At 35.4% G+C, this 19884-nt stretch carries 17 protein-coding genes and 1 tRNA gene; 9 read left to right on the forward strand and 9 right to left on the reverse strand.

Annotated features, from left to right (window positions below; translation table 11 throughout):
* The first annotated feature begins 692 nt into the window (after positions 1-692).
* Positions 693-911 carry a hypothetical protein gene (locus tag B8977_RS04790; protein ID WP_143736325.1) on the forward strand — a complete coding sequence of 73 codons (219 nt, stop codon included), beginning with the start codon at positions 693-695 and terminating at the stop codon, positions 909-911.
* Between the two features lie 152 nt (positions 912-1063).
* Here B8977_RS04790 and B8977_RS04795 read toward each other — a convergent pair.
* Positions 1064-1146: transfer RNA gene (locus B8977_RS04795), tRNA-Leu, on the reverse strand.
* A gap of 155 nt (positions 1147-1301) precedes the next feature.
* Here B8977_RS04795 and aspS point away from each other — a divergent pair.
* Both aspS and B8977_RS04805 read left to right on the forward strand, forming a co-directional pair.
* Positions 1302-3053: an aspartate--tRNA ligase gene (aspS, locus tag B8977_RS04800; protein ID WP_084016537.1), complete on the forward strand. Its 1752-nt coding sequence runs from the start codon at positions 1302-1304 to the stop codon at positions 3051-3053.
* A 137-nt stretch (positions 3054-3190) separates the two neighbouring features.
* Positions 3191-3790, forward strand: a complete 600-nt coding sequence (locus B8977_RS04805; protein ID WP_084016538.1) for a PH domain-containing protein — start codon at positions 3191-3193, stop codon at positions 3788-3790.
* Between the two features lie 117 nt (positions 3791-3907).
* Here the strand turns inward: B8977_RS04805 and B8977_RS04810 are convergent, their stop codons facing one another.
* Positions 3908-4186, reverse strand: coding sequence for a GIY-YIG nuclease family protein (locus tag B8977_RS04810; RefSeq protein WP_084016539.1), 279 nt, complete (start codon positions 4184-4186; stop codon positions 3908-3910).
* A 207-nt stretch (positions 4187-4393) separates the two neighbouring features.
* Between B8977_RS04810 and ligA the strand changes: the two genes are divergently transcribed.
* Together ligA and B8977_RS04820 are read left to right on the forward strand one after the other, a co-directional pair.
* Positions 4394-6391, forward strand: a complete 1998-nt coding sequence (gene ligA, locus B8977_RS04815) for an NAD-dependent DNA ligase LigA (protein ID WP_084016540.1) — start codon at positions 4394-4396, stop codon at positions 6389-6391.
* 52 nt (positions 6392-6443) lie between these two features.
* The gene (locus B8977_RS04820) at positions 6444-7280 is read left to right on the forward strand and encodes a hypothetical protein (protein WP_084016541.1); all 837 of its coding nucleotides are present in this window, start codon (positions 6444-6446) and stop codon (positions 7278-7280) included.
* A 6-nt stretch (positions 7281-7286) separates the two neighbouring features.
* On the opposite strand, the gene B8977_RS04825 is transcribed toward B8977_RS04820, so the two are convergent.
* From B8977_RS04825 to B8977_RS04840, 4 genes are all read right to left on the reverse strand, one after another.
* Positions 7287-8933, reverse strand: coding sequence for a M1 family metallopeptidase (locus B8977_RS04825; RefSeq protein WP_084016542.1), 1647 nt, complete (start codon positions 8931-8933; stop codon positions 7287-7289).
* Between the two features lie 260 nt (positions 8934-9193).
* Positions 9194-10780 carry a peptide chain release factor 3 gene (locus tag B8977_RS04830; RefSeq protein ID WP_084016543.1) on the reverse strand — a complete coding sequence of 529 codons (1587 nt, stop codon included), beginning with the start codon at positions 10778-10780 and terminating at the stop codon, positions 9194-9196.
* A 116-nt stretch (positions 10781-10896) separates the two neighbouring features.
* Entirely contained in the window at positions 10897-11193 is a 297-nt protein-coding gene (locus tag B8977_RS04835; RefSeq protein ID WP_084016544.1) for a DUF493 domain-containing protein, read from the reverse strand.
* A 5-nt stretch (positions 11194-11198) separates the two neighbouring features.
* Positions 11199-11765, reverse strand: a complete 567-nt coding sequence (locus B8977_RS04840) for a TlpA family protein disulfide reductase (RefSeq protein ID WP_084016545.1) — start codon at positions 11763-11765, stop codon at positions 11199-11201.
* A 118-nt stretch (positions 11766-11883) separates the two neighbouring features.
* Here B8977_RS04840 and B8977_RS04845 point away from each other — a divergent pair, with 118 nt between their 5' ends.
* The 4 genes from B8977_RS04845 to B8977_RS04860 all read left to right on the forward strand — a co-directional run bounded on the left by B8977_RS04845 (position 11884) and on the right by B8977_RS04860 (position 15301).
* Positions 11884-12231 carry a hypothetical protein gene (locus tag B8977_RS04845; RefSeq protein ID WP_084016546.1) on the forward strand — a complete coding sequence of 116 codons (348 nt, stop codon included), beginning with the start codon at positions 11884-11886 and terminating at the stop codon, positions 12229-12231.
* A gap of 151 nt (positions 12232-12382) precedes the next feature.
* Positions 12383-13432, forward strand: coding sequence for a tRNA preQ1(34) S-adenosylmethionine ribosyltransferase-isomerase QueA (gene queA / locus B8977_RS04850; protein ID WP_084016598.1), 1050 nt, complete (start codon positions 12383-12385; stop codon positions 13430-13432).
* Between the two features lies 1 nt (position 13433).
* Positions 13434-14483 (forward strand): dual-specificity RNA methyltransferase RlmN, encoded by a 1050-nt coding sequence (gene rlmN / locus B8977_RS04855; RefSeq protein ID WP_084016547.1) that lies wholly within the window; start codon positions 13434-13436, stop codon positions 14481-14483.
* Positions 14484-14521: 38 nt separating this feature from the next.
* Entirely contained in the window at positions 14522-15301 is a 780-nt protein-coding gene (locus tag B8977_RS04860; protein ID WP_084016548.1) for a hypothetical protein, read from the forward strand.
* On the opposite strand, the gene B8977_RS04865 is transcribed toward B8977_RS04860, so the two are convergent.
* The 3 genes from B8977_RS04865 to B8977_RS04875 all read right to left on the reverse strand — a co-directional run bounded on the left by B8977_RS04865 (position 15288) and on the right by B8977_RS04875 (position 19766).
* Complete coding sequence (locus B8977_RS04865) at positions 15288-15740, reverse strand: RES family NAD+ phosphorylase (protein WP_084016549.1); 453 nt, start codon at positions 15738-15740, stop codon at positions 15288-15290. The genes B8977_RS04860 and B8977_RS04865 overlap by 14 nt on opposite strands.
* Positions 15741-15742: 2 nt before the next feature.
* Positions 15743-16210 carry a type II RES/Xre toxin-antitoxin system antitoxin gene (parS, locus tag B8977_RS04870; protein ID WP_084016550.1) on the reverse strand — a complete coding sequence of 156 codons (468 nt, stop codon included), beginning with the start codon at positions 16208-16210 and terminating at the stop codon, positions 15743-15745.
* 157 nt (positions 16211-16367) lie between these two features.
* The gene (locus tag B8977_RS04875; RefSeq protein WP_084016599.1) at positions 16368-19766 is read right to left on the reverse strand and encodes a methylmalonyl-CoA mutase family protein; all 3399 of its coding nucleotides are present in this window, start codon (positions 19764-19766) and stop codon (positions 16368-16370) included.
* Positions 19767-19884: the final 118 nt, after the last annotated feature.

Below are 19884 nucleotides of genomic sequence, written 5' to 3' on the forward strand. Positions count from 1 at the left end.
AGAAGATGTAGCTACGGATTATAAACCGACTCACTTAAAAGTAGATTATATAAAATTAGGAAAATCTGATGGTAATTAGATTAAAAATAATAAACTTTATGCTTTTATTACAGTTAATTTTAATGTTTAGTTGTTCAAACAACGATAAAAAACAGATAATTTATGTAATCAAATAAATGAAGAAAGATTCAAACGTCCTTATGAAGTTTCTGATAGTGCATATTTGTAAATACTTGTAATTATTCTAAACCAACTAAAACATGGCTGTGGATAAAATTTAATAAAACCCTAAATAATGAAGATTCGATTAAATTAACTATTTGGGATAATTCAGAAAAAATAAATGCATATTATTATTTAGATGAAGAGTACTCAAATACTATAATTAATGAGAAAAAGTTATTTCAATATAAATTAGAATATTTTTATCCTGATATTAGATTGACAATGGGAAATGTATTAAATGTGTTGATATGTATTTTGACGGAATAAACAGTGTTTATTTTCAGTAATTTATAAAATGAAAAAACAGAAAAAAGAAACAGCTCAAAGGTTGTTTCTTTTATTTTTATTTCCTCAAATCGTTTAAAAATTTATTTTTCCTTTTTAAGTGTTTCAGATGTGTTGATGAAAACCTCGGAGACTTCTTACAGGATTGGTTTACACAAGGTACGGGAGGCCCGGTGGATATTGTGGGAAGTTCCCACGGAATCCTGGCAAATGCAGAAGAAGGAGTTATCCAGGTATATGATGAACTGGGAATCGATGCTCCGGAATATAATAGTAACCCTGTCCTCTCCCCTGTTCAGGGTTTTACACACGGTGCAACCGAGAATGAAATTTATTGGTTCCATCCTGATCATAGAAAGTCTTGCATAAACATTAGCTGGATTATTTTTACTTTGAATTAAAAATTTGATCGAGGTATAATTAGTCATTTTTAGGTCAGACAAATGTAGCGCTAAATGTTTTTTAGATGTTTCTTTATGTTCCCAACAAACATCTAAAGCATTGATTAACAGTATTAAAAAAGCGCATTAGAAACTATCCAACACGCTTTATGTACACACGATGGGACTCGAACCCATACATCCGTAGGAAACCACCCCCTCAAGATGGCGTGTCTACCAATTCCACCACGTGTGTAGTTATGGACGGCAAAAGTATGAAATTTGTCGAAAGTATGATGTAAAAAGTACTAAGTATTTTGAATTAATGAAAAATTCAAAAAAATCTAACTTCTAACTTCTAATTTCTAACTTCTAATCTTACCTTTGTGCGTTAAAAAATTTCAACTAAAAATGTTCAGAACGCATAACTGTGGGGAATTGACCCTAAAAAACTTAAACGAAAAAGTAACACTCAGCGGATGGGTGTCTGTCCTTCGTGATAAAGGATTTATGATTTGGATTGATGTTCGTGACCGCTATGGAATCACACAATTGATCATAGATGAAGAGCGTTCTGACAAATCTCTTTTTGAAACTGCTAAAAAACTTGGACGTGAATTTGTGATTCAGGCAACGGGAACGGTCATCGAAAGAGCTTCTAAAAATCCAAATATCCCTACTGGCGAAGTTGAAATATTAATCGAAAAATTAGAAATCTTAAATGAATCAAAACTTCCTCCGTTCACGATTGATGACAATACAGACGGCGGTGAGGAATTGAGAATGCAATACCGTTATTTGGATTTGAGAAGAAATCCTGTAAAAAATAAATTGATTTTCCGTCATAAAATTGCTCAGGAAGTTCGTAAATATCTTTCAGACAAAGATTTCATAGAAGTTGAAACTCCGGTTTTGATTAAATCTACACCGGAAGGAGCACGTGATTTTGTGGTTCCTTCAAGAATGAATCCGGGTGAATTTTATGCTTTGCCACAATCGCCTCAAACTTTCAAACAATTGATGATGGTTGGTGGATTAGACAAATATTTCCAAATCGTAAAATGTTTCCGTGACGAAGATTTACGTGCTGACCGTCAGCCGGAATTTACACAAATCGACTGCGAAATGGCATTTGTGGAACAAGAAGATATCCTTGAAATTTTTGAAGGATTGACCAAACATTTACTGAAATCTGTTCACAATGTAGAAATTGAAAAATTTCCGCGCATGACATATGACGAAGCGATGCGCAAATACGGGAACGATAAACCGGATATCCGTTTCGGAATGGAATTTCATGAATTGAATGAATTGGCAAAAGGAAAAGGTTTCGACATTTTTGACAAAGAAGAATTGGTAGTCGGTATTTCTGCTCCTACTTTGAATTCATATACAAGAAAAGACATTGACCGTTTGCTCGAATGGATGCAGCGTCCGCAAATCGGTGCACGTGGTTTTGTTTGGGTTAGAGTGAATGAAGATGGAACTTTCAAATCTTCTGCTGATAAATTTTATTCTGAACAAGATTTGTCTGCTTTTGCAGAAAAAATGAATGCGAAAAAAGGTGATTTGATGATCCTCATGGCAGGAAAAGCAAACGATACACGTAAACAATTGAGTGCGCTCAGAATGGAATTGGCAGAACGTTTAGGATTGAGAAATCCGAACGAATTTGCGCCGCTTTGGGTAGTTGATTTTCCTTTGTTGGAATTTGATGAAGAATCAAACCGTTGGCATGCGATGCACCATCCGTTCACTTCTCCGAAACCGGAAGACATGGATAAACTTTCCATAGATCCAGGCGAAATCAGAGCGAATGCGTACGATTTGGTTTTAAATGGAAATGAAATCGGTGGGGGTTCTATTCGTATTTATGACCGTGAATTGCAAGCGCAAATGTTCTCTTTGTTAGGATTTACGCCCGAACAAGCTCAGGAACAATTCGGTTTCTTGATGAATGCTTTCCAATACGGCGCGCCGCCGCACGGTGGTATTGCTTTTGGATTTGACCGTTTGGTTTCTATTTTAGACGGCAGCGAAACGATTCGTGATTACATTGCTTTCCCGAAAAATAATTCAGGACGCGACGTGATGATTGATGCGCCTGCGGCGATTGATCAAATGCAGTTGGACGAATTGGCAATTAATGTTGTGAAGAAGTAAAATATATATTTAAAATAATTTTGAAAGCCATTCTGAAATAAAAATTAGAATGGCTTTTTTCTTTTAACGCGTTTTTATGAAAGAATTATTTCCAGATTCATCGGATTGTCGTTACTTTTATTTCAAATTAAAATTGAATGGATATTTCAAAATATATCAACGACAACCAGGACGAAAAAGACATTGAGAAAATTCTCGATAAATTAAATGGTATTCTGATGAATGCTGAAGAATTAATTTACATCGCTGTTCAAAAGAAGCCAGCCATTAACATTTCTCCTGATTATGTAGCAATCACGGACAAAAGAATCATTTTCTGCCGTCCTAAAAATTTAGGATTATCGATGGAATTTCAGGATTTCATTTGGCGCGATTTGAAGGATTGTAACTTGAAAGAAAATATGTTAGGTGCGACAATTACTGTAAAAACAATTCACAATCTGACCAGCGAAATTGATTATCTTCCTAAAACCCAAGCAAGAAAAATTTATTCTTATTGTCAGGAACAAGAAGAAATCCAAAATGAAATCCGCAGACAGCGCGAAATCGAAGTCATCAAAGCTTCAGCAGGCAGAATTAGTTTAGATACGCCACAAAGCCAACAACCAACTGAAGAAAAACCGGTTCAGGAAGATCCCGTTGAAACTTTGAGCAAACTCAAAAAATTGATGGATAATTTTCTAATTACCCGTGACGAATACGAAGCTAAAAAGCAAGAAGTGCTTTCGAGAATGTAATTGGAAATCCCCGTCAAGTTGAACTTGTTTCAACTTCACATGATGTTCATTCAACCGAAATGATACTGAAACGAATTCGGCATCACGTGAATTGGTTTCGTAACCCAGAAGAGGAAATTAAATTTCAAGTTCAGCAAATGTTGGGTTTTGTTGACGAATCAAGTTTTTCTTCCATTCTCGTTTCCAGTTTTTAAGTTGTTTTTCCCTTTGAATTGCTAACGTTATGTATAAATGCTCTTCATAATATACCAAAATATCAAGGTTATATTTTGAAGTGAAAATTGAGCCTTTCTTTTCTTTATGTTGTATTATTCTCTTTTTCAAATTTGAAGTTACTCCGATATAAAAAGTCGTTCTATATTGGTTAGTAAGAATATAAACATAGGATAATTGCATGGTTGGTTAAATTTTAATAAAAATACCAGTTAATTTTATAAATGTCAAGTTGAAATTCATACTGCTAAGAGAACTGATGCGATGCTGAAATGAATTCAGCATGACGTAAATTCTTTTCCTTCGTCAAATTGAACTTGTTTTAACTTCGCATACAATATTAGATATTTCTCATTCTGAAAATTTATATTTGCACAAACGCAAACTGCAATGAACATCGAGGAAAAAATCAATACACTTCGCGAGCAAATAAATCAGCATAATTACAATTATTACATTTTAGACCATCCGACGATTTCTGATTTTGATTTTGACCAAATGTTGAAAGAACTGCAGGATTTGGAAAATCAGCATCCTGAGTTCTTTGATGAGAATTCTCCTACACAACGCGTTGGCGGAACAATTACTAAAAATTTCCCGACGGTTATACACGAAAATAGAATGTATTCACTCGATAACTCCTACTCCATCGAAGATTTGGAAGATTGGGAAAAACGAATCGAAAAAGCTCTGGACGAAAAAGTGGAATTTGTTTGTGAATTAAAATATGACGGTGCTTCCATTTCTATTTTATACGAAGATGGAAAATTGAAACAGGCGATAACACGCGGAGATGGATTTCAAGGCGATGAAATTACATCTAACATCAAAACCATTCGTTCGATTCCATTAAAATTAAAAGGAAATTTTCCGGATAAATTTTATATCCGGGGCGAAATTGTTTTGCCTCACAAAGAATTTAACCGAATCAATGCAGAGCGTGCCGAATCTGGTTTGGAACTGTATGCCAACCCAAGAAATACAGCGAGCGGAAGTTTGAAGTTACAAGACAGCAGCGAGGTTTCCAAAAGGAAATTGGATTGTTATTTATATTCGATTATCGGTCAAAATTTGAATTTTGACTCGCAATGGGAAATGCTTTTATCAGCAGAAAATTTTGGATTTAAAATTCCCAAGACGGCAAAATTATGTTCAAGTTTGGAAGAAGTTTTACAATTCATTGATTTCTGGGAAACTGAAAGAAAAAACCTACCGTTTGAAACCGATGGAATTGTAGTCAAAGTGAATTCATTCAACCAGCAACAAGAGTTGGGTTTCACTGCGAAATCACCGCGTTGGGCAATGGCTTATAAATTCAAAGCTGAAAAATCAGAAACAGAATTATTGAGCATTTCTTATCAAGTAGGTCGCACCGGAGCCATTACACCTGTGGCAAATCTAAAACCTGTAAGTCTAGCCGGAACGGTTGTGAAACGCGCTTCACTACACAATGAAGACATCATCAATAAACTCGATGTTCGCATCGGGGACATGGTTTATGTGGAGAAAGGCGGAGAAATCATCCCGAAAATTGTAGAAGTGAATTTGGATGTTCGCCAGCCCGATTCAGAGAAGATTGAATTCATCAAAAATTGTCCTGAATGTGGAACTGAACTCGTTCGAAAAGAAGGGGAAGCCCAGCATTTTTGTCCAAATGAAGATGGATGTAAGCCTCAAATAATCGGTCGAATGGAACACTATGTTTCGAGAAAAGCTATGGATATGGCAAGTGTAGGTGGCGAAACGGCAGAATTATTTTACAGAAATAATTTGGTGAAAGATGTAGCTGATTTTTATGATTTGAAGAAAATTGATATTCTGCCATTAGAAAGAATGGCAGAAAAATCAACTCAAAATATCATTGATGCAATCGAAGAATCCAAGAAAATTCCTTTTGAAAAAGTCTTATATGCCATTGGAATTCGTCATGTAGGTGAAACTGTAGCGAAAAAATTAGCGAAGCGTTTTCATTCGATTGACAATTTGATGAATGCTTCTTTGGAAGAATTGGAAAATGTGGAAGACATCGGTGGGAAAATTGCCGTCAGCATTCAAGAATTCTTTTCCAAAGAGAAAAACCAGATCATTATAGAAAGATTGAAAAATGCAGGAGTTCAGATGGAGGTAGGCGAAGGAGAAAAACCGGTTTCTAATTTATTAGAAGGAAAAACTTTTCTTTTCACGGGAAGCCTGACTCAATTTACACGTGAGGAAGCACAGAAAATGGTCGAACAAAACGGGGGTAAAAATATTTCTGCTGTCAGTAAAAATCTAAATTACTTGATTGCGGGTGAAAAAGCCGGAAGTAAACTCAAAAAAGCGGAAGCTTTGGGAACTGTTCAGGTTTTAACCGAAGATGAATTTTTGCAAATGATTACTCAAAATTAATTTTGAAAATTACAAGAATATCATAGATTTGAAAAATTTTTAAAAATCCAAAATGAAACGACTTACTCTACTAATTATTTTTTTATTTTCAATTACCGCATTGGCTCAGGAAAAACTGAAAGTTGGCGACAAAATCAAAGTCGGAATTTTGACTTTAATTAATGATCAGCCTCTTAGTTTTTATGATTTAGAATTTGCCACAGATGGCAAGGTGAAATTTATGAATTCAGAAAATAATCAGTCTGAGTTTCTTTATCTTTCATCGGTCAAATCTATTCAGGAAACAGAGGGAGTGGTTTATGACAAACAAAAATTGGATGAAATCGAGTATGTAAAATATGTTGCCCCGACACCTAAAGTTAAAACTTACTCAACTTTCAAATACAAAGATGAAACTATAGAACTTGAGAATCCTAGTGAAGGAAAAGCGGTGGTTTATTTGGTGAGAACGGGAGGCGCAGGATCAATGGTTAATTTTAGATATTTTGAGGGTAATAAATTTCTTGGAAAATTTTCAGGAAAAGGATATTTACGATATGAATGTGAACCGGGAGAACATATTTTCTGGGCTGCCTCGGAAAATTCTTATTTTGTAAAATCAGAATTAGATGCCGGAAAAATATATGTGATTGAGGTCGTCGGTGCAATGGGTGTTTTATATGCTCAAGTCACTTTGGATGTGGTTGACAGATTCGATGCTAAAAAGTATCCTAAACACCAAAAAAGATTGTTCCCAGTACTTTCTAATAAGGATTTGGACAGATCAAGTTCTACACTTCCTGCTCAATCTGGATATGAAAGAGAAATTGAAAATGGAATGGAAAAATATAAAAGATTGAACGAAAAGGGCGATGTAAAAATATTACATGCCAATCAATATTTTGAGTAAATTTTCTTAATTAGACTCTTTGATATTGATGTAAAAATTTCTGTCAGTCTTGAAATCCTTTTCCAATCCGGATGTTAGCTTTTCAGTTTTCCATTCTGAAGTTGGGAAAAGCCATTCGTTTGAATTGTTGATTTTAATCGGCATATCAAATTTGTCAACAATGTTTGTCCAGCGGTAAGTGATGTCATTTCCTTTGATTTTATATTCTAAAGTCGGAATTTGAATCGTGCGTAAGTATTGATTGAAAAATTCGGTCAAATCAATTTTACTCATTTCGCTCATGTAATCTTCGATTTGTTTGGTGGTAACGGTTTGGTGGTAAAATTTTTCATTCATCCCGCGTAGAATTTTTCTGAACAATTCATCGTTTTCCAATAATTGTCGAAAAGTATGAATCATGTTGGCTCCTTTGTAATAAATATCGCCGCTTCCTTCCTGATTCACCCCATAAATTCCAATCATGGGAATGTCATTCAAAATATTCTGGCGTGTTCCGATTACGTAATCATTTCCAGCTTCTATGCCATACAATTCTTGTGTATGAAGCGTTTCTGAATAAGCGGTAAAACTTTCATGAATCCACATATCAGCCACGTCTTTATTAGTAATATTATTTCCGAACCATTCGTGCCCCGCTTCATGAACGAGAATAAAATCCCATTTCAATCCCCAACCAGAACCCGATAAATCTGTTCCCAAATATCCATTTTCAAAACCGTTTCCATAAGCAATCGCACTTTGGTGTTCCATGCCTAAATGCGGAGATTCAACGAGTTTGAAACTATCTTCATAAAAAGGATAAGCTCCCAACCAATACTCAAAGCTTTTGAGCATATCATGTGTTTGTTTGAATTGATTTTGAGCTTTTTCTTTGTTATAATCTAAAACCCAATATTCGATGTCAAGTTTGCCTTTTTCACCTTTGTAACTGTCTTTGATAACCGAATAATGTCCGATGTATGGAATGATATTGTAATTATTGATTGGATTCTTCACTTCCCATTTGAACATCAATTTTGAACCATCGATTTCTTTCATATCTGTCAAACGACCATTTCCTATCGCCACCAAATCTTCGGGAACTATCATCGATAAACTTGCTCCGTTATCGGGCTCATCGCCCAAATAATCTTTGTTCGGATACCAGACACTTGCACCCAATCCCTGACAAGCAACCGACATCCAAGGTCTGCCTTGCTCATCATTTTTGAAAATCCAGCCGCCATCCCAAGGAGCTTTTACAGCAACGCGTGGATTTCCTGAAAAATGAATTTCAATTTTATTTTCCTTTGAATTTAATTTATACTTTTTTAAATCAAAGAAATAAACATTTTCATCTCTTCGGAATAATGTAAAATTTTCTCCGTTCAAGATTATTTTATCGATTTGCATGGGTTGCTGCAAATCGATTTGCATGATTTTTTCTTTGGAATTATCTTCAATTTTAAAAGTGATCGTATTTTTTCCTTTGATAAATTTCTGATTAAAATCAGGTTCTACTTCTATGTCATAGCGTAAAACATTCCACCAGTTTCTGTATGAATTATCGCTTCCGCGAAGACTATCTTGCTGGGTAAATTCTTTTTTATGACTGAGAATCTGTGCGTTAACCGATAGACTCATGAACAGGACCAAAAGGACAATATTTTTCATTTCACAAATTTAAAGCAACAAGCTAAGTTAAATTTTACTCAGTTTATGAATTTAAGTTTTTTTTAAGAAAATTTAATTTCTATATTTAACAAAAAGATGACGCAACCCCGTCAAATGTTTGCCGTCTAACTATTAAAACTGAGGATTATGATACAAAAAATTACTTTTCTGTTCTTTTACTGTTTCTTGATTTTTTTTATTATCTGTGAAAACTTTTTGCTGGGAAAAGGCAATGGCTGGTTTGGAGACAGCCTTTTTGATTAAAATTCACTCACAAAATGCAATTTGACTGAAGGATATTTTTCCTGTGTCATTTGTATGGTGAAAGATGAATCTGCCAAAAATACCAACTGCTTGAATTTATCATAAGCCAAATAACGTTGTTTCACACGTTTAAATTCTTGGAACTCTTCTGAACGCTCATCCTCTACTTCCACCCAACAAGCTTTATGAATGGAAATCGGTTCGTAGGTAGCTTTTGCTCCATATTCATGCTCCAGCCTGTATTGAATTACTTCATATTGTAAAGCGCCAACCGTTCCGATGATTTTGCGGTTATTCATTTCAAGAGTAAATAATTGCGCAACACCTTCATCCATTAACTGGTCAATTCCTTTCTCCAATTGCTTGGATTTCATTGGGTCAGCATTGTTTATATAACGGAAATGTTCAGGTGAAAAAGATGGGATTCCTTTGAAAGACATATTTTCACCTTCTGTCAAAGTATCGCCGATTCTGAAATTTCCTGTATCGTGTAAACCTACAATATCGCCTGCAAAACTTTCATCAACGACTTCTTTTTTATCGGCAAAAAATGCATTCGGACTACTGAATTTCAAATTTTTATCTAAACGAACGTGATGGTAATTCTTATTTCTTTCAAATTTTCCTGAAACAATTTTTATAAATGCCAAACGGTCGCGGTGTTTCGGATCCATATTTGCATGGATTTTAAATACAAATCCGGTAAAAGTATTATCTGTTGGGATAACCAATCTCGTGTCGGTTTCTTTGGGCTGCGGTTGTGGGGCAATGTCCACGAAAGCATTAAGCAATTCACGCACACCAAAATTATTCAAAGCCGAACCAAAAAATACAGGCTGCAAATGTCCTTCTAAATAATCTTCATGCGAAAATGAAGGGTATACTTCTGAAATTAATTCAATTTCATTGCGAAGATCTCCTGCATAAGTTTCGCCGATAATTGTTTCCAATTCAGGATCTTCTAAATTTCCGAAAGCAATCGCTTCAGAAATTTTTTGTTTGTTTTCATTTGAAAAAAGTTGAATGTTCTTTTCCCATATATTATAGATACCTTTAAAGGTAGAGCCAATTCCAATCGGCCATGAAAGCGGAGTAACTCTTAAATTTAATTTTAATTCAACTTCGTCCAGCAAATCAAATGCATCCTTCCCTTCTCTATCCATTTTATTGATAAAAACGAGCATCGGAATGTTTCGCATGCGGCAAACTTCCACCAATTTTATGGTTTGTTCCTCCACACCTTTTGCAACATCAATTACGACAATTACAGAATCGACTGCGGTCAAAGTTCGGAAAGTATCCTCAGCAAAATCTTTGTGACCAGGTGTATCGAGAATATTAATTTTTTTGTTTCTGTAATCAAATGCCAAAACGGAAGTTGCGACAGAAATACCTCTCTGACGCTCAATTTCCATGAAATCGGAAGTTGCTCCTTTTTTGATTTTATTGCTCTTCACCGCACCTGCTTCCTGAATAGCTCCTCCGAAAAGAAGTAATTTTTCGGTTAGTGTAGTTTTCCCGGCATCGGGGTGAGAAATAATTCCAAACGTTTTTCTGCGACTGATTTCTTGTTCTAAAGACATAATTTGATTTTGCGGGTGCAAAGTTATGAATTTAGAAATTAGATTTCAGAAGGTAGATTTTTTTTATTTCAAGTTAAAAACGTTCTAAAATCTATAATTTGAAATCTAAAATTAAATTAAAGCATGTAAACATCTTCAATCGAAGATGCAGACTGGTAATAATGAATTACCTGATCAGCATCCAAAACGTACACAACTGCCGTGACAGACGTATATTTTCCGGTTTTGGATTCTTTCATTTGAAATTGCGGACGTGCGCCATCAAACAATCTTTGCACTTCTGCAATTCGTTTGTTGTCAGATGGAATGATAAATTTAAATGTATAATTAGAAGGAAATTCAGTAGTGTCATCTAATCTGTCTCTGAATTTTTTATAGAATTCTTCTTGATTCTGTGTATTGTCTTGTGTCATAATTTTTATTTTTCTTTCAATAAATTGTCAAGTATCGTTACCAATTCCTGGTTAACTTGCCCTGTCCTGTAATCCATCGGGCGCGGTGGATTTTCGTTGATGATTTCCCCCTCTTTTCCGATGATTAAAAATTTGGGAATCGATGAAACTTCATAATCTCTTGAAAAAGTTGTCTGTTTGCCAGCAAAAAGCTGCATTCCCCCCATTCCTTTGGCTTGAATCATTCTAGCCCACTTTGTTTTATCAGCATCCTTATCGACAGAAATACTTACAAATTCGATATTTTTTCCTTCGTATTTTTGTTCTAATTCTTTCATCGCAGGAATTTGTTGCAAACATGGTCTGCACCAAGTTGCCCAAATGTCAACGAACAAATATTTACCTTTTAATTCATTCAATGAAATTTGAGTTCCTTCAATTGAATTCAAATTAAATGCAGGTGCATATTCTTTCATGGCTGCAATTTCTTCCGCGCTTCTTTCCGTTACGGTTCCGATTTCGATTTCTTCCGATTTTTTACATTGAGCAAAAAGAATGAAGGTTAATACCAAAACGAACAAAGATTTTTTCATGAAACCATAATTTTAATTCAAACAAAAATATGCAAACTATCTTTCTCAAACAAAAATCAGGTTTTTAATTAATTCAGATGAATTATCTTTGAAAAAATCATTTAAAAACATAAAATATATGAAGCCACTATCTATCAATTATTTCAACGGTTTGGTATTGATTGCCGCAGGATTATTTGGTTATTTAACCGTTGTCCCACAATCTATGACCGCACTGATTCCCACTTTTGCCGGAATTATTTTTATAATTTTAGGATTGTTCTGGAACAAAAGTCCAAAAGTGGTTGCACACATTGCAGTTACTTTAGCCTTAATTATGTTTGCGATGTGCATTTGGAGATTTACCAAAATTGAAGACTGGAATACTCCGAAATACATTTTTTTGGTTTGTATTTTAAGTAATTTGTTGGCTTTGTTTGTGTTCATAAAGAGCTTCATTGACGCGCGAAAAGCGAAAAATCAATAATAAACTTGACAAAGGGGGTACTCGAATCGTATATTTGCACCACAATTTTGCAATATGAAATCGCCAATGACTAAAAGTTTGCTTGCAAACTCAAATAAATTAAAGTGATTCCATATATTACCATAACAAAATAAAATTCGAATATATGAAAATGAAAACCTCCGATTTTAACTTCAAACTTCCTGAAGAACTTCTAGCTGAGCACCCCTCTGAACAAAGAGACGAAGCACGCTTGATGGTTCTTAACAGAAAGAATGAAACCATTGAACATCGGTTATTTAAAGATATCGTGGATTACTTCGACGAAGGTGACGTGATGATCATGAACAACACCAAAGTTTTCCCGGCACGTTTGATGGGTAATAAAGAAAAGACCGGAGCCAAAATTGAGGTTTTCTTGTTGAGAGAATTGGATGCTGAAACTCGTCTTTGGGACGTTTTAGTGGATCCTGCAAGAAAAATTAGAATTGGAAATAAATTATTTTTTGGAGATGATGACAGCTTAGTAGCTGAAGTTGTAGATAATACAACTTCTCGCGGTAGAACGTTAAGATTCTTGTTTGATGGAAGTTATGAAGAATTCCGTCAGGCTTTGGAAGATTTGGGCGAAACGCCACTTCCGAAATACATCCAACGCGAAGTTGTACCAGAAGATGCAGAACGTTATCAAACTATTTATGCAAAACATGAAGGTGCGGTTGCGGCTCCGACTGCAGGTTTACACTTCTCTAAACATTTGCTGAAAAGATTGGAAATCAAAGGAGTAGATTTTGCTGAATTAACTTTACACGTCGGATTAGGAACTTTTGCTCCGGTTGAAGTAGAAGATTTATCAAAACATAAAATGGAATCTGAGCAAGTAATCATTCCTGAAGAAACTGCCATCCGTGTGAATGAAGCTATCGATGCTAAAAAACGCGTTTGTGCTGTGGGAACGACTTCTATGCGTGCGATTGAAAGTTCAGTTTCGGCAAATGGGCATTTGAATCCATTTGATTCTTGGACCAATAAATTCATTCATCCACCTTATGATTTCGGTGTTGCGAATTGTATGATTACAAATTTCCACACACCAAAATCAACATTAATTATGATGGTAAGTGCTTTTACAGGACACGATTTCTTGATGAAAGCTTACAAAGAAGCCGTTAAAGAAGGATATAAATTCTATTCTTACGGTGACGCAATGCTAATTATATAATTTGAATCAGACCAAAAAAGATATCAGAAAACTAAATCTTGAAGATTTAGAAAATCATCTGACTTCAATAGGGGAAAAATCTTTCAGAGCCAAACAAATCTATGAGTGGCTCTGGAAGAAAAATGCCCACGATTTTGAAGACATGACCAATTTGTCCAAAAAATTAAGGGAAGAATTGGACACTATTTTTTCGATTCAAAATGCGAGTGTAGATTTGTTGCAGAAATCCAATGATGGAACCATCAAAAATGGTGTTAAATTACACGATGGATTAATGGTTGAATCGGTTTTAATTCCGACTGAAACCCGTACTACCGCTTGTGTTTCTTCTCAAGTAGGCTGTTCGCTCAATTGTGAATTTTGTGCAACTGCCAAGTTGAAAAGAATGCGAAATTTAGAAGTTGCCGAAATTGTTGACCAAGTTGCATTAATCGACAGACAAAGCAAAGAATATTTTGATCGTCCGCTTTCCAACATCGTTTTTATGGGAATGGGCGAACCCATGATGAACTACAAAAATGTCGTCGATGCCATCCTAAAAATTACTACTGATGAAGGATTGGGAATGTCTGCAAGAAGAATTACTGTTTCAACATCAGGTATTCCGAAAATGATCAAAATGCTTGCTGATGAAAACCTAAAAGTCAAATTAGCTTTGTCATTGCATACAGCTATTGAGCACAAACGAAATTCTATCATGCCTTTTTCAGAGAAATTTCCTTTGACTGAAATCATGGAAAGTTTGCAATATTGGTACAAAGAAACAGGCTCAAAAATCACATTTGAATATTGCGTTTGGGGAGGGATTAATGACGGTGATGAAGACATCAAGGCTTTGATTAAATACTGCCGACAAGTTCCTTCAAAAGTAAATTTGATTCAATACAATCCGATTGGCGAAGGAAAATTTGACCATAGAAGCATCGATGCAGAAAATAAATATGTTCGCGAACTTGAAAAAGCCGGAATTACAGTCATGGTAAGAAAAAGCCGTGGCGGCGATATAGATGCGGCTTGTGGACAATTAGCGAATAAAAATACAAACGAGTAAATTAATATTTCTCTCTCTAAAATTTAATCTAAAACCAAATGCTACTTGCAAAAAAGTCCGATTCTTTATTTGAAGCTTCTTTAAAAACGATTGGTGCTCTTTTTCTGGCAATTTTTCTTGGATTGTTATTAGACAGTAAATTTGTGATTCCTTATTTCCCACAAGGGCAAATCGTTGCAAATATCGTTGTAGCAATTATATTTTTGCTTGTATTTATTAAATCTACCCAAAAGATTCGAGAATTTCTCATTTATGCCATTCTGATTGCTATTGCTGGCGAATGTTTCTTTTCCCTCTTGTTAGAAATGTACACTTATAGACTGCAAAATGTTCCAATGTATGTGTTTTTTGGTCATGCATTGTTATATGTATCAGTTTTGTACTTCTGTAAAGCGAATGTTGTAAAGGTATTTCGTAATAAATTGGAATTATTTTTCATAGTAATTATCATTGCCTACGCTGCTCTATTTCTAATTTTCAAAAGTGATATTTTCGGGTTTATATTAACTGCATTTACACTTTTAATATTGATGAAAAGACCTCGTGAACGCTTTTTTTACCTAACGATGTATCTGTGCGTAGTTTTTCTCGAGATCGTTGGGACATGGTATGATTGCTGGTATTGGCCCAAATATGCACTCAATTTAGAAGATACTTTTTTGAAAAGCGCAAATCCACCCTCTGGAATTAGTTTTTTCTATTTCGGATTGGATTTGGGAAGTTTATATTTCTATAAATTACGCCATAAAATTGCTTGGAAACGAATGAAAAACATTCGAACCATTAGAATTACATCCCGTCAAATCATTTGTTTTTGACACGTAAATCGTAAACAAAATCTTTAATTTCAATCAATTTAAAATTTTTATCTAAATAATTAGGATTCAATATATAATTGAATTCATCTTTGATAACAATTGAAGGAATTTTAATTATGGGAGTTCCTTTTAGAAGTAACTTTGTTCCGAAATCTTTAGTTGAATAAGGCGCAGGTATTTCCTGCCAATCACCAGGTAATTTTTTTTGTTTAATTTCTTTAACTGATTTTTCATCAATCTCGAAAATGCAAATACTCAACGCCCTAGGAATGAATTCAATATTTACATTTACTGAATATTCCAAAACTGCTAATGAGCGGCTTTCCGCAGTATAAATGCAAGGCGTATCGATATGATTCCAGCGCCCCCCAAATAATTTCGCACCCGTTCCATTTAAATCATTCGCATATTGCGTTTTACTAACTCGATAAACAAGCATAACTATGAGTAAACGCCATAAGCGATGCGACCAATGAGGTTACGGACTTCTTCTTTTCCGTAGTAGTTGTCTATGATATCAAATGGCGCCAAACCGCCCAAAGCTTGATTGGGTAAAAACATCCATTTGTTAAAATTTTCTTTGTCTTCAAAAACTTCATAACCAAATGAATACAAATCTGCTAATGAAACGATTTTTTCACTGATTTGATCACTGAATTTCTGAGCACCCTTTTTGTTGATGAGAGTAGCACGAGTTACGGAAAGCGCATCTGCCAAAGAATCGTAATCCAAAGAAGTTGCCTTTTTGAGGGTTTCCAAATAACTTTTTGAAATACCATTTTTGATGATTTGCATTTTCTGAATAGAAGTTAAATCATTTAATGGAATTGCTGCGTTTCCACTATAATACATAGTGGGAGCATCATTTACAAAATCAAGATTTTCTTTTGATGGATAAGAAGATTTCATAGTGGTATAATTTTAAACTTTTATTAATTCAAATTTACACTTTAATTTTGGATTAATCATTTTTTTTTAATTCAATTGAATTAAAAAAAGAATCTCTTTCGAAATTCTTTTTATTGTATCAATCTTCCAGCTTATTTCTTTTAAAGGCTGGGATATACTACATGTTTCGTCTATATTTCCCTCCTACGTTGAAAAGCGAATTGGTAATCTCTCCCAATGAATTATATTTTACAGACTCCATAATTTCTTCAAAGAGATTTCCATTGTTCAATGCTACTTCATTCAATTTTTTCAATTGTTCTTTTGAATAGTTTTCATTTGAATTCTGGTAGTTTTTTACTGCCTCAATTTGATATTGTTTTTCTTCTTCTGTCGAACGAATGACTTCTTTCGGTTGCATAGTCGGCGAACCATCAGCTCCTAAAAATGTATTTACACCAATAATCGGAAATTCTCCGGTATGTTTCAAATGTTCATAATACATACTTTCGTCTTGAATTTTTCCACGTTGGTACATGGTTTCCATCGCTCCCAAAACGCCTCCTCTATCCGTCAACCGGTCAAATTCAGCATAAACCGCTTCCTCAACCAAATCAGTTAATTCTTCGATGATAAATGAACCCTGAATCGGATTCTCATTTTTGGCTAAACCTAATTCTTTATTGATAATCAACTGAATTGCCATCGCACGACGGACTGATTCCTCAGTCGGCGTAGTGATTGCTTCATCATAAGCATTAGTATGCAATGAATTACAATTGTCATAAATAGCATACAAAGCTTGTAAAGTTGTACGAATGTCATTAAATGCAATTTCTTGAGCGTGTAGAGAACGACCCGAGGTCTGAATGTGGTATTTCAACATCTGCGAACGTTCATTTCCGCCATATTTTTGTTTCATGGCTTTCGCCCAAATTCTTCTCGCAACACGTCCGATTACGGCATATTCAGGATCAATTCCATTTGAGAAAAAGAAAGATAGATTCGGTGCAAAATCATCAATGTGCATCCCTCTTGAAAGGTAATATTCAACATACGTAAATCCGTTAGCCAGAGTAAATGCCAACTGTGAAATAGGATTTGCGCCTGCTTCTGCAATGTGATATCCGGAAATTGAAACTGAATAAAAATTTCTTACTTTTTTGTCGATGAAATATTGTTGAACATCTCCCATTAATCTTAATGCAAATTCTGTCGAGAAAATACATGTATTTTGTGCTTGGTCTTCTTTTAAAATGTCTGCCTGAACGGTTCCGCGAACGGTTGATAGAGTTCTGGTTTTGATTTCCTGATAAACATCCGCAGGTAAAATTTCGTCTCCAGTTAAACCTAAAAGCATCAAACCTAAACCATTATTTCCTTCTGGAAGACCGCCGTTATATTGTGGACGGGAGAGATTTTTACCGTCGAATTTTTCTTTTAATTTCTGCTCTACCTTATCTTCCAGTTTATTTTCTTTGATGTACAATTCACATTGCTGATCGATTGCGGCATTCATGAAAAATCCTAATAACATCGGAGCCGGACCATTGATGGTCATACTCACAGAAGTCGAGGGTGCACACAGATCAAACCCGGAATATAGTTTCTTAGCATCATCCAAAGTTGCAATTGAAACACCTGCATTTCCAATTTTACCATAAATATCAGGACGAACTTCAGGGTCTTGTCCGTACAATGTTACACTGTCAAAAGCCGTGGACAAACGCGCTGCCGGCATCCCCAAACTCACGTAATGAAAACGACGGTTTGTTCTTTCCGGTCCACCTTCTCCGGCAAACATACGTGTTGGATCCTCCCCTGTCCTTTTGAACGGATAAATCCCGGCAGTATATGGGAATTCTCCCGGAAGATTTTCCTGTAAAGTCCATTTCAGAATGTCGCCCCAAGCTTCGTATTTAGGCAAACTTACTTTGGGAACTTGTGTGTGAGAAAGAGATTCTGTATGGGTTTTAATTTTGATTTCTTTGTCGCGAACTTTGAAAGAATAGATTTCGTCGGAATATCTTTTCTTCTTGTCTTCCCAAGTTTGAATCACTTCTTTATTTTCGGGTGTTAATTTTTCTAATTTTTTAGTTTTAATCACTTCTAAATCAGAAGATTTCCCTTCTTCATTTAAAATTTTAGATGAAATGTCTAATGCGTAAATTTCTTGAGCCAATTTGCTTTGTTCATTTGCCCATTTGTCATACGCGTGATTGTTTTCTGCAATTTCTGAAAGGTAACGCACACGTTTTGGGGGGATTACTGCAGTGATTTGTTCTTTCGCTACTTTGTCAAATTGTAAGTTTGAATCAAATTTTCCTTGAGAGAATTCATTTAATTTCTCCATCAAAGCTTTGTACAACTGATTGGTTCCGGCATCATTGAATTGGGAAGCACGTGTCGGATAAACCGGCATTTGATCAGGCATTTCATTGAAACGTTCGTGATTGCGCTGGAATTGTTTCTTGACATCACGCAAAGCATCTTCCGCACCTTTTTTATCAAATTTATTGATGGCTACAATTTGCGCAAAATCGAGCATGTCAATTTTCTCTAACTGAGTCGCAGCACCGTATTCGGGAGTCATCACATACAAAGGAAGATCTGCATACTCCATTACCTCAGCGCCGGACTGACCGATACCAGAAGTTTCCAAAATAATTAAATCAAATCCGGCAGCTTTCAAAACATCTAATGCTGGAGCGATGTGTTTTGAAATTGATGAATTTGCCTGACGGGTCGCCATGGAACGCATATAAACTCTGGAAGAATTAATTGAATTCATACGAATTCTGTCTCCTAACAAAGCACCTCCTGTTTTACGTTTCGTTGGGTCTACGGAGATAATTCCGATAGTTTTATCAGGAAAATCGAGTAAATATCTGCGTACCAATTCATCAACTAAAGATGATTTACCTGCACCACCCGTTCCCGTCATTCCCAGAATGGGAACCTGGCTTTGTTTGGCTTTGGATTTTATTTCTTCGTAAAGAGATTCGTATTGTTGGATATTGTTTTCGAATGCTGAAATGGTTTGGGCAAGGTAATGATTGTCTTTTTCTTCTAAAGTATCAATCATGTTTTGGGTCAATTTGTCACCAGTTGGAAAATCAGATTTCATTACCAAGTCGTTAATCATCCCCTGCAAACCTAAATCGCGACCGTCGTCTGGAGAGTAAATTCTACAAATGCCATAATTCATCAAATCTTCAATTTCAGAAGGAAGAATCACTCCGCCTCCACCGCCAAAAATCTTTATGTGCCCTGCTCCTTTTTCGTTCAATAAATCAAACATATATTTGAAATATTCGTTATGACCGCCCTGATATGAAGTCATAGCGATTGCCTGTGCATCTTCTTGAATGGCAGTGTCAACCACTTCTTCTACACTTCTGTCGTGTCCTAAATGGATGACTTCAACTCCGGTGCGCTGAATCATACGGCGCATAATATTGATAGCTGCGTCGTGGCCGTCAAATAGTGAGGCTGCGGTAACTACACGGATGGCGTTTTGGGGTTGGTAGATATCTTTGCGAATATCGAAATTGGTTTTCTCTATTGTTTGTGACATTGTTTTATGTTTTGCTTTGCGGGTTTTACATTCTGTATTTTGAGTTGAGCAAAAAACCGTTTTCAAAAATACGGAAATTTTTGTTTTGCGGGTGTTGGGTTGCTGATTTTGAGTTTCG

It is taken from the genome of Moheibacter sediminis (genome assembly GCF_900176425.1).
Taxonomy (GTDB): Bacteria; Bacteroidota; Bacteroidia; order Flavobacteriales; family Weeksellaceae; genus Moheibacter; species Moheibacter sediminis.

Bases quoted from the DNA above. Each gene is read 5' to 3' on its own strand.
- aspS (WP_084016537.1), top strand. From the start codon at position 1,302: ATGTTCAGAACGCATAACTGTGGGGAATTGACCCTAAAAAACTTAAAC.
- B8977_RS04805 (WP_084016538.1), top strand. From the start codon at position 3,191: ATGGATATTTCAAAATATATCAACGACAACCAGGACGAAAAAGACATT.
- B8977_RS04810 (WP_084016539.1), bottom strand. From the start codon at position 4,186: ATGCAATTATCCTATGTTTATATTCTTACTAACCAATATAGAACGACT.
- ligA (WP_084016540.1), top strand. From the start codon at position 4,394: ATGAACATCGAGGAAAAAATCAATACACTTCGCGAGCAAATAAATCAG.
- B8977_RS04820 (WP_084016541.1), top strand. From the start codon at position 6,444: ATGAAACGACTTACTCTACTAATTATTTTTTTATTTTCAATTACCGCA.
- B8977_RS04825 (WP_084016542.1), bottom strand. From the start codon at position 8,933: ATGAAAAATATTGTCCTTTTGGTCCTGTTCATGAGTCTATCGGTTAAC.
- B8977_RS04830 (WP_084016543.1), bottom strand. From the start codon at position 10,780: ATGTCTTTAGAACAAGAAATCAGTCGCAGAAAAACGTTTGGAATTATT.
- B8977_RS04835 (WP_084016544.1), bottom strand. From the start codon at position 11,193: ATGACACAAGACAATACACAGAATCAAGAAGAATTCTATAAAAAATTC.
- B8977_RS04840 (WP_084016545.1), bottom strand. From the start codon at position 11,765: ATGAAAAAATCTTTGTTCGTTTTGGTATTAACCTTCATTCTTTTTGCT.
- B8977_RS04845 (WP_084016546.1), top strand. From the start codon at position 11,884: ATGAAGCCACTATCTATCAATTATTTCAACGGTTTGGTATTGATTGCC.
- queA (WP_084016598.1), top strand. From the start codon at position 12,383: ATGAAAACCTCCGATTTTAACTTCAAACTTCCTGAAGAACTTCTAGCT.
- B8977_RS04860 (WP_084016548.1), top strand. From the start codon at position 14,522: ATGCTACTTGCAAAAAAGTCCGATTCTTTATTTGAAGCTTCTTTAAAA.
- B8977_RS04865 (WP_084016549.1), bottom strand. From the start codon at position 15,740: ATGCTTGTTTATCGAGTTAGTAAAACGCAATATGCGAATGATTTAAAT.
- parS (WP_084016550.1), bottom strand. From the start codon at position 16,210: ATGAAATCTTCTTATCCATCAAAAGAAAATCTTGATTTTGTAAATGAT.
- B8977_RS04875 (WP_084016599.1), bottom strand. From the start codon at position 19,766: ATGTCACAAACAATAGAGAAAACCAATTTCGATATTCGCAAAGATATC.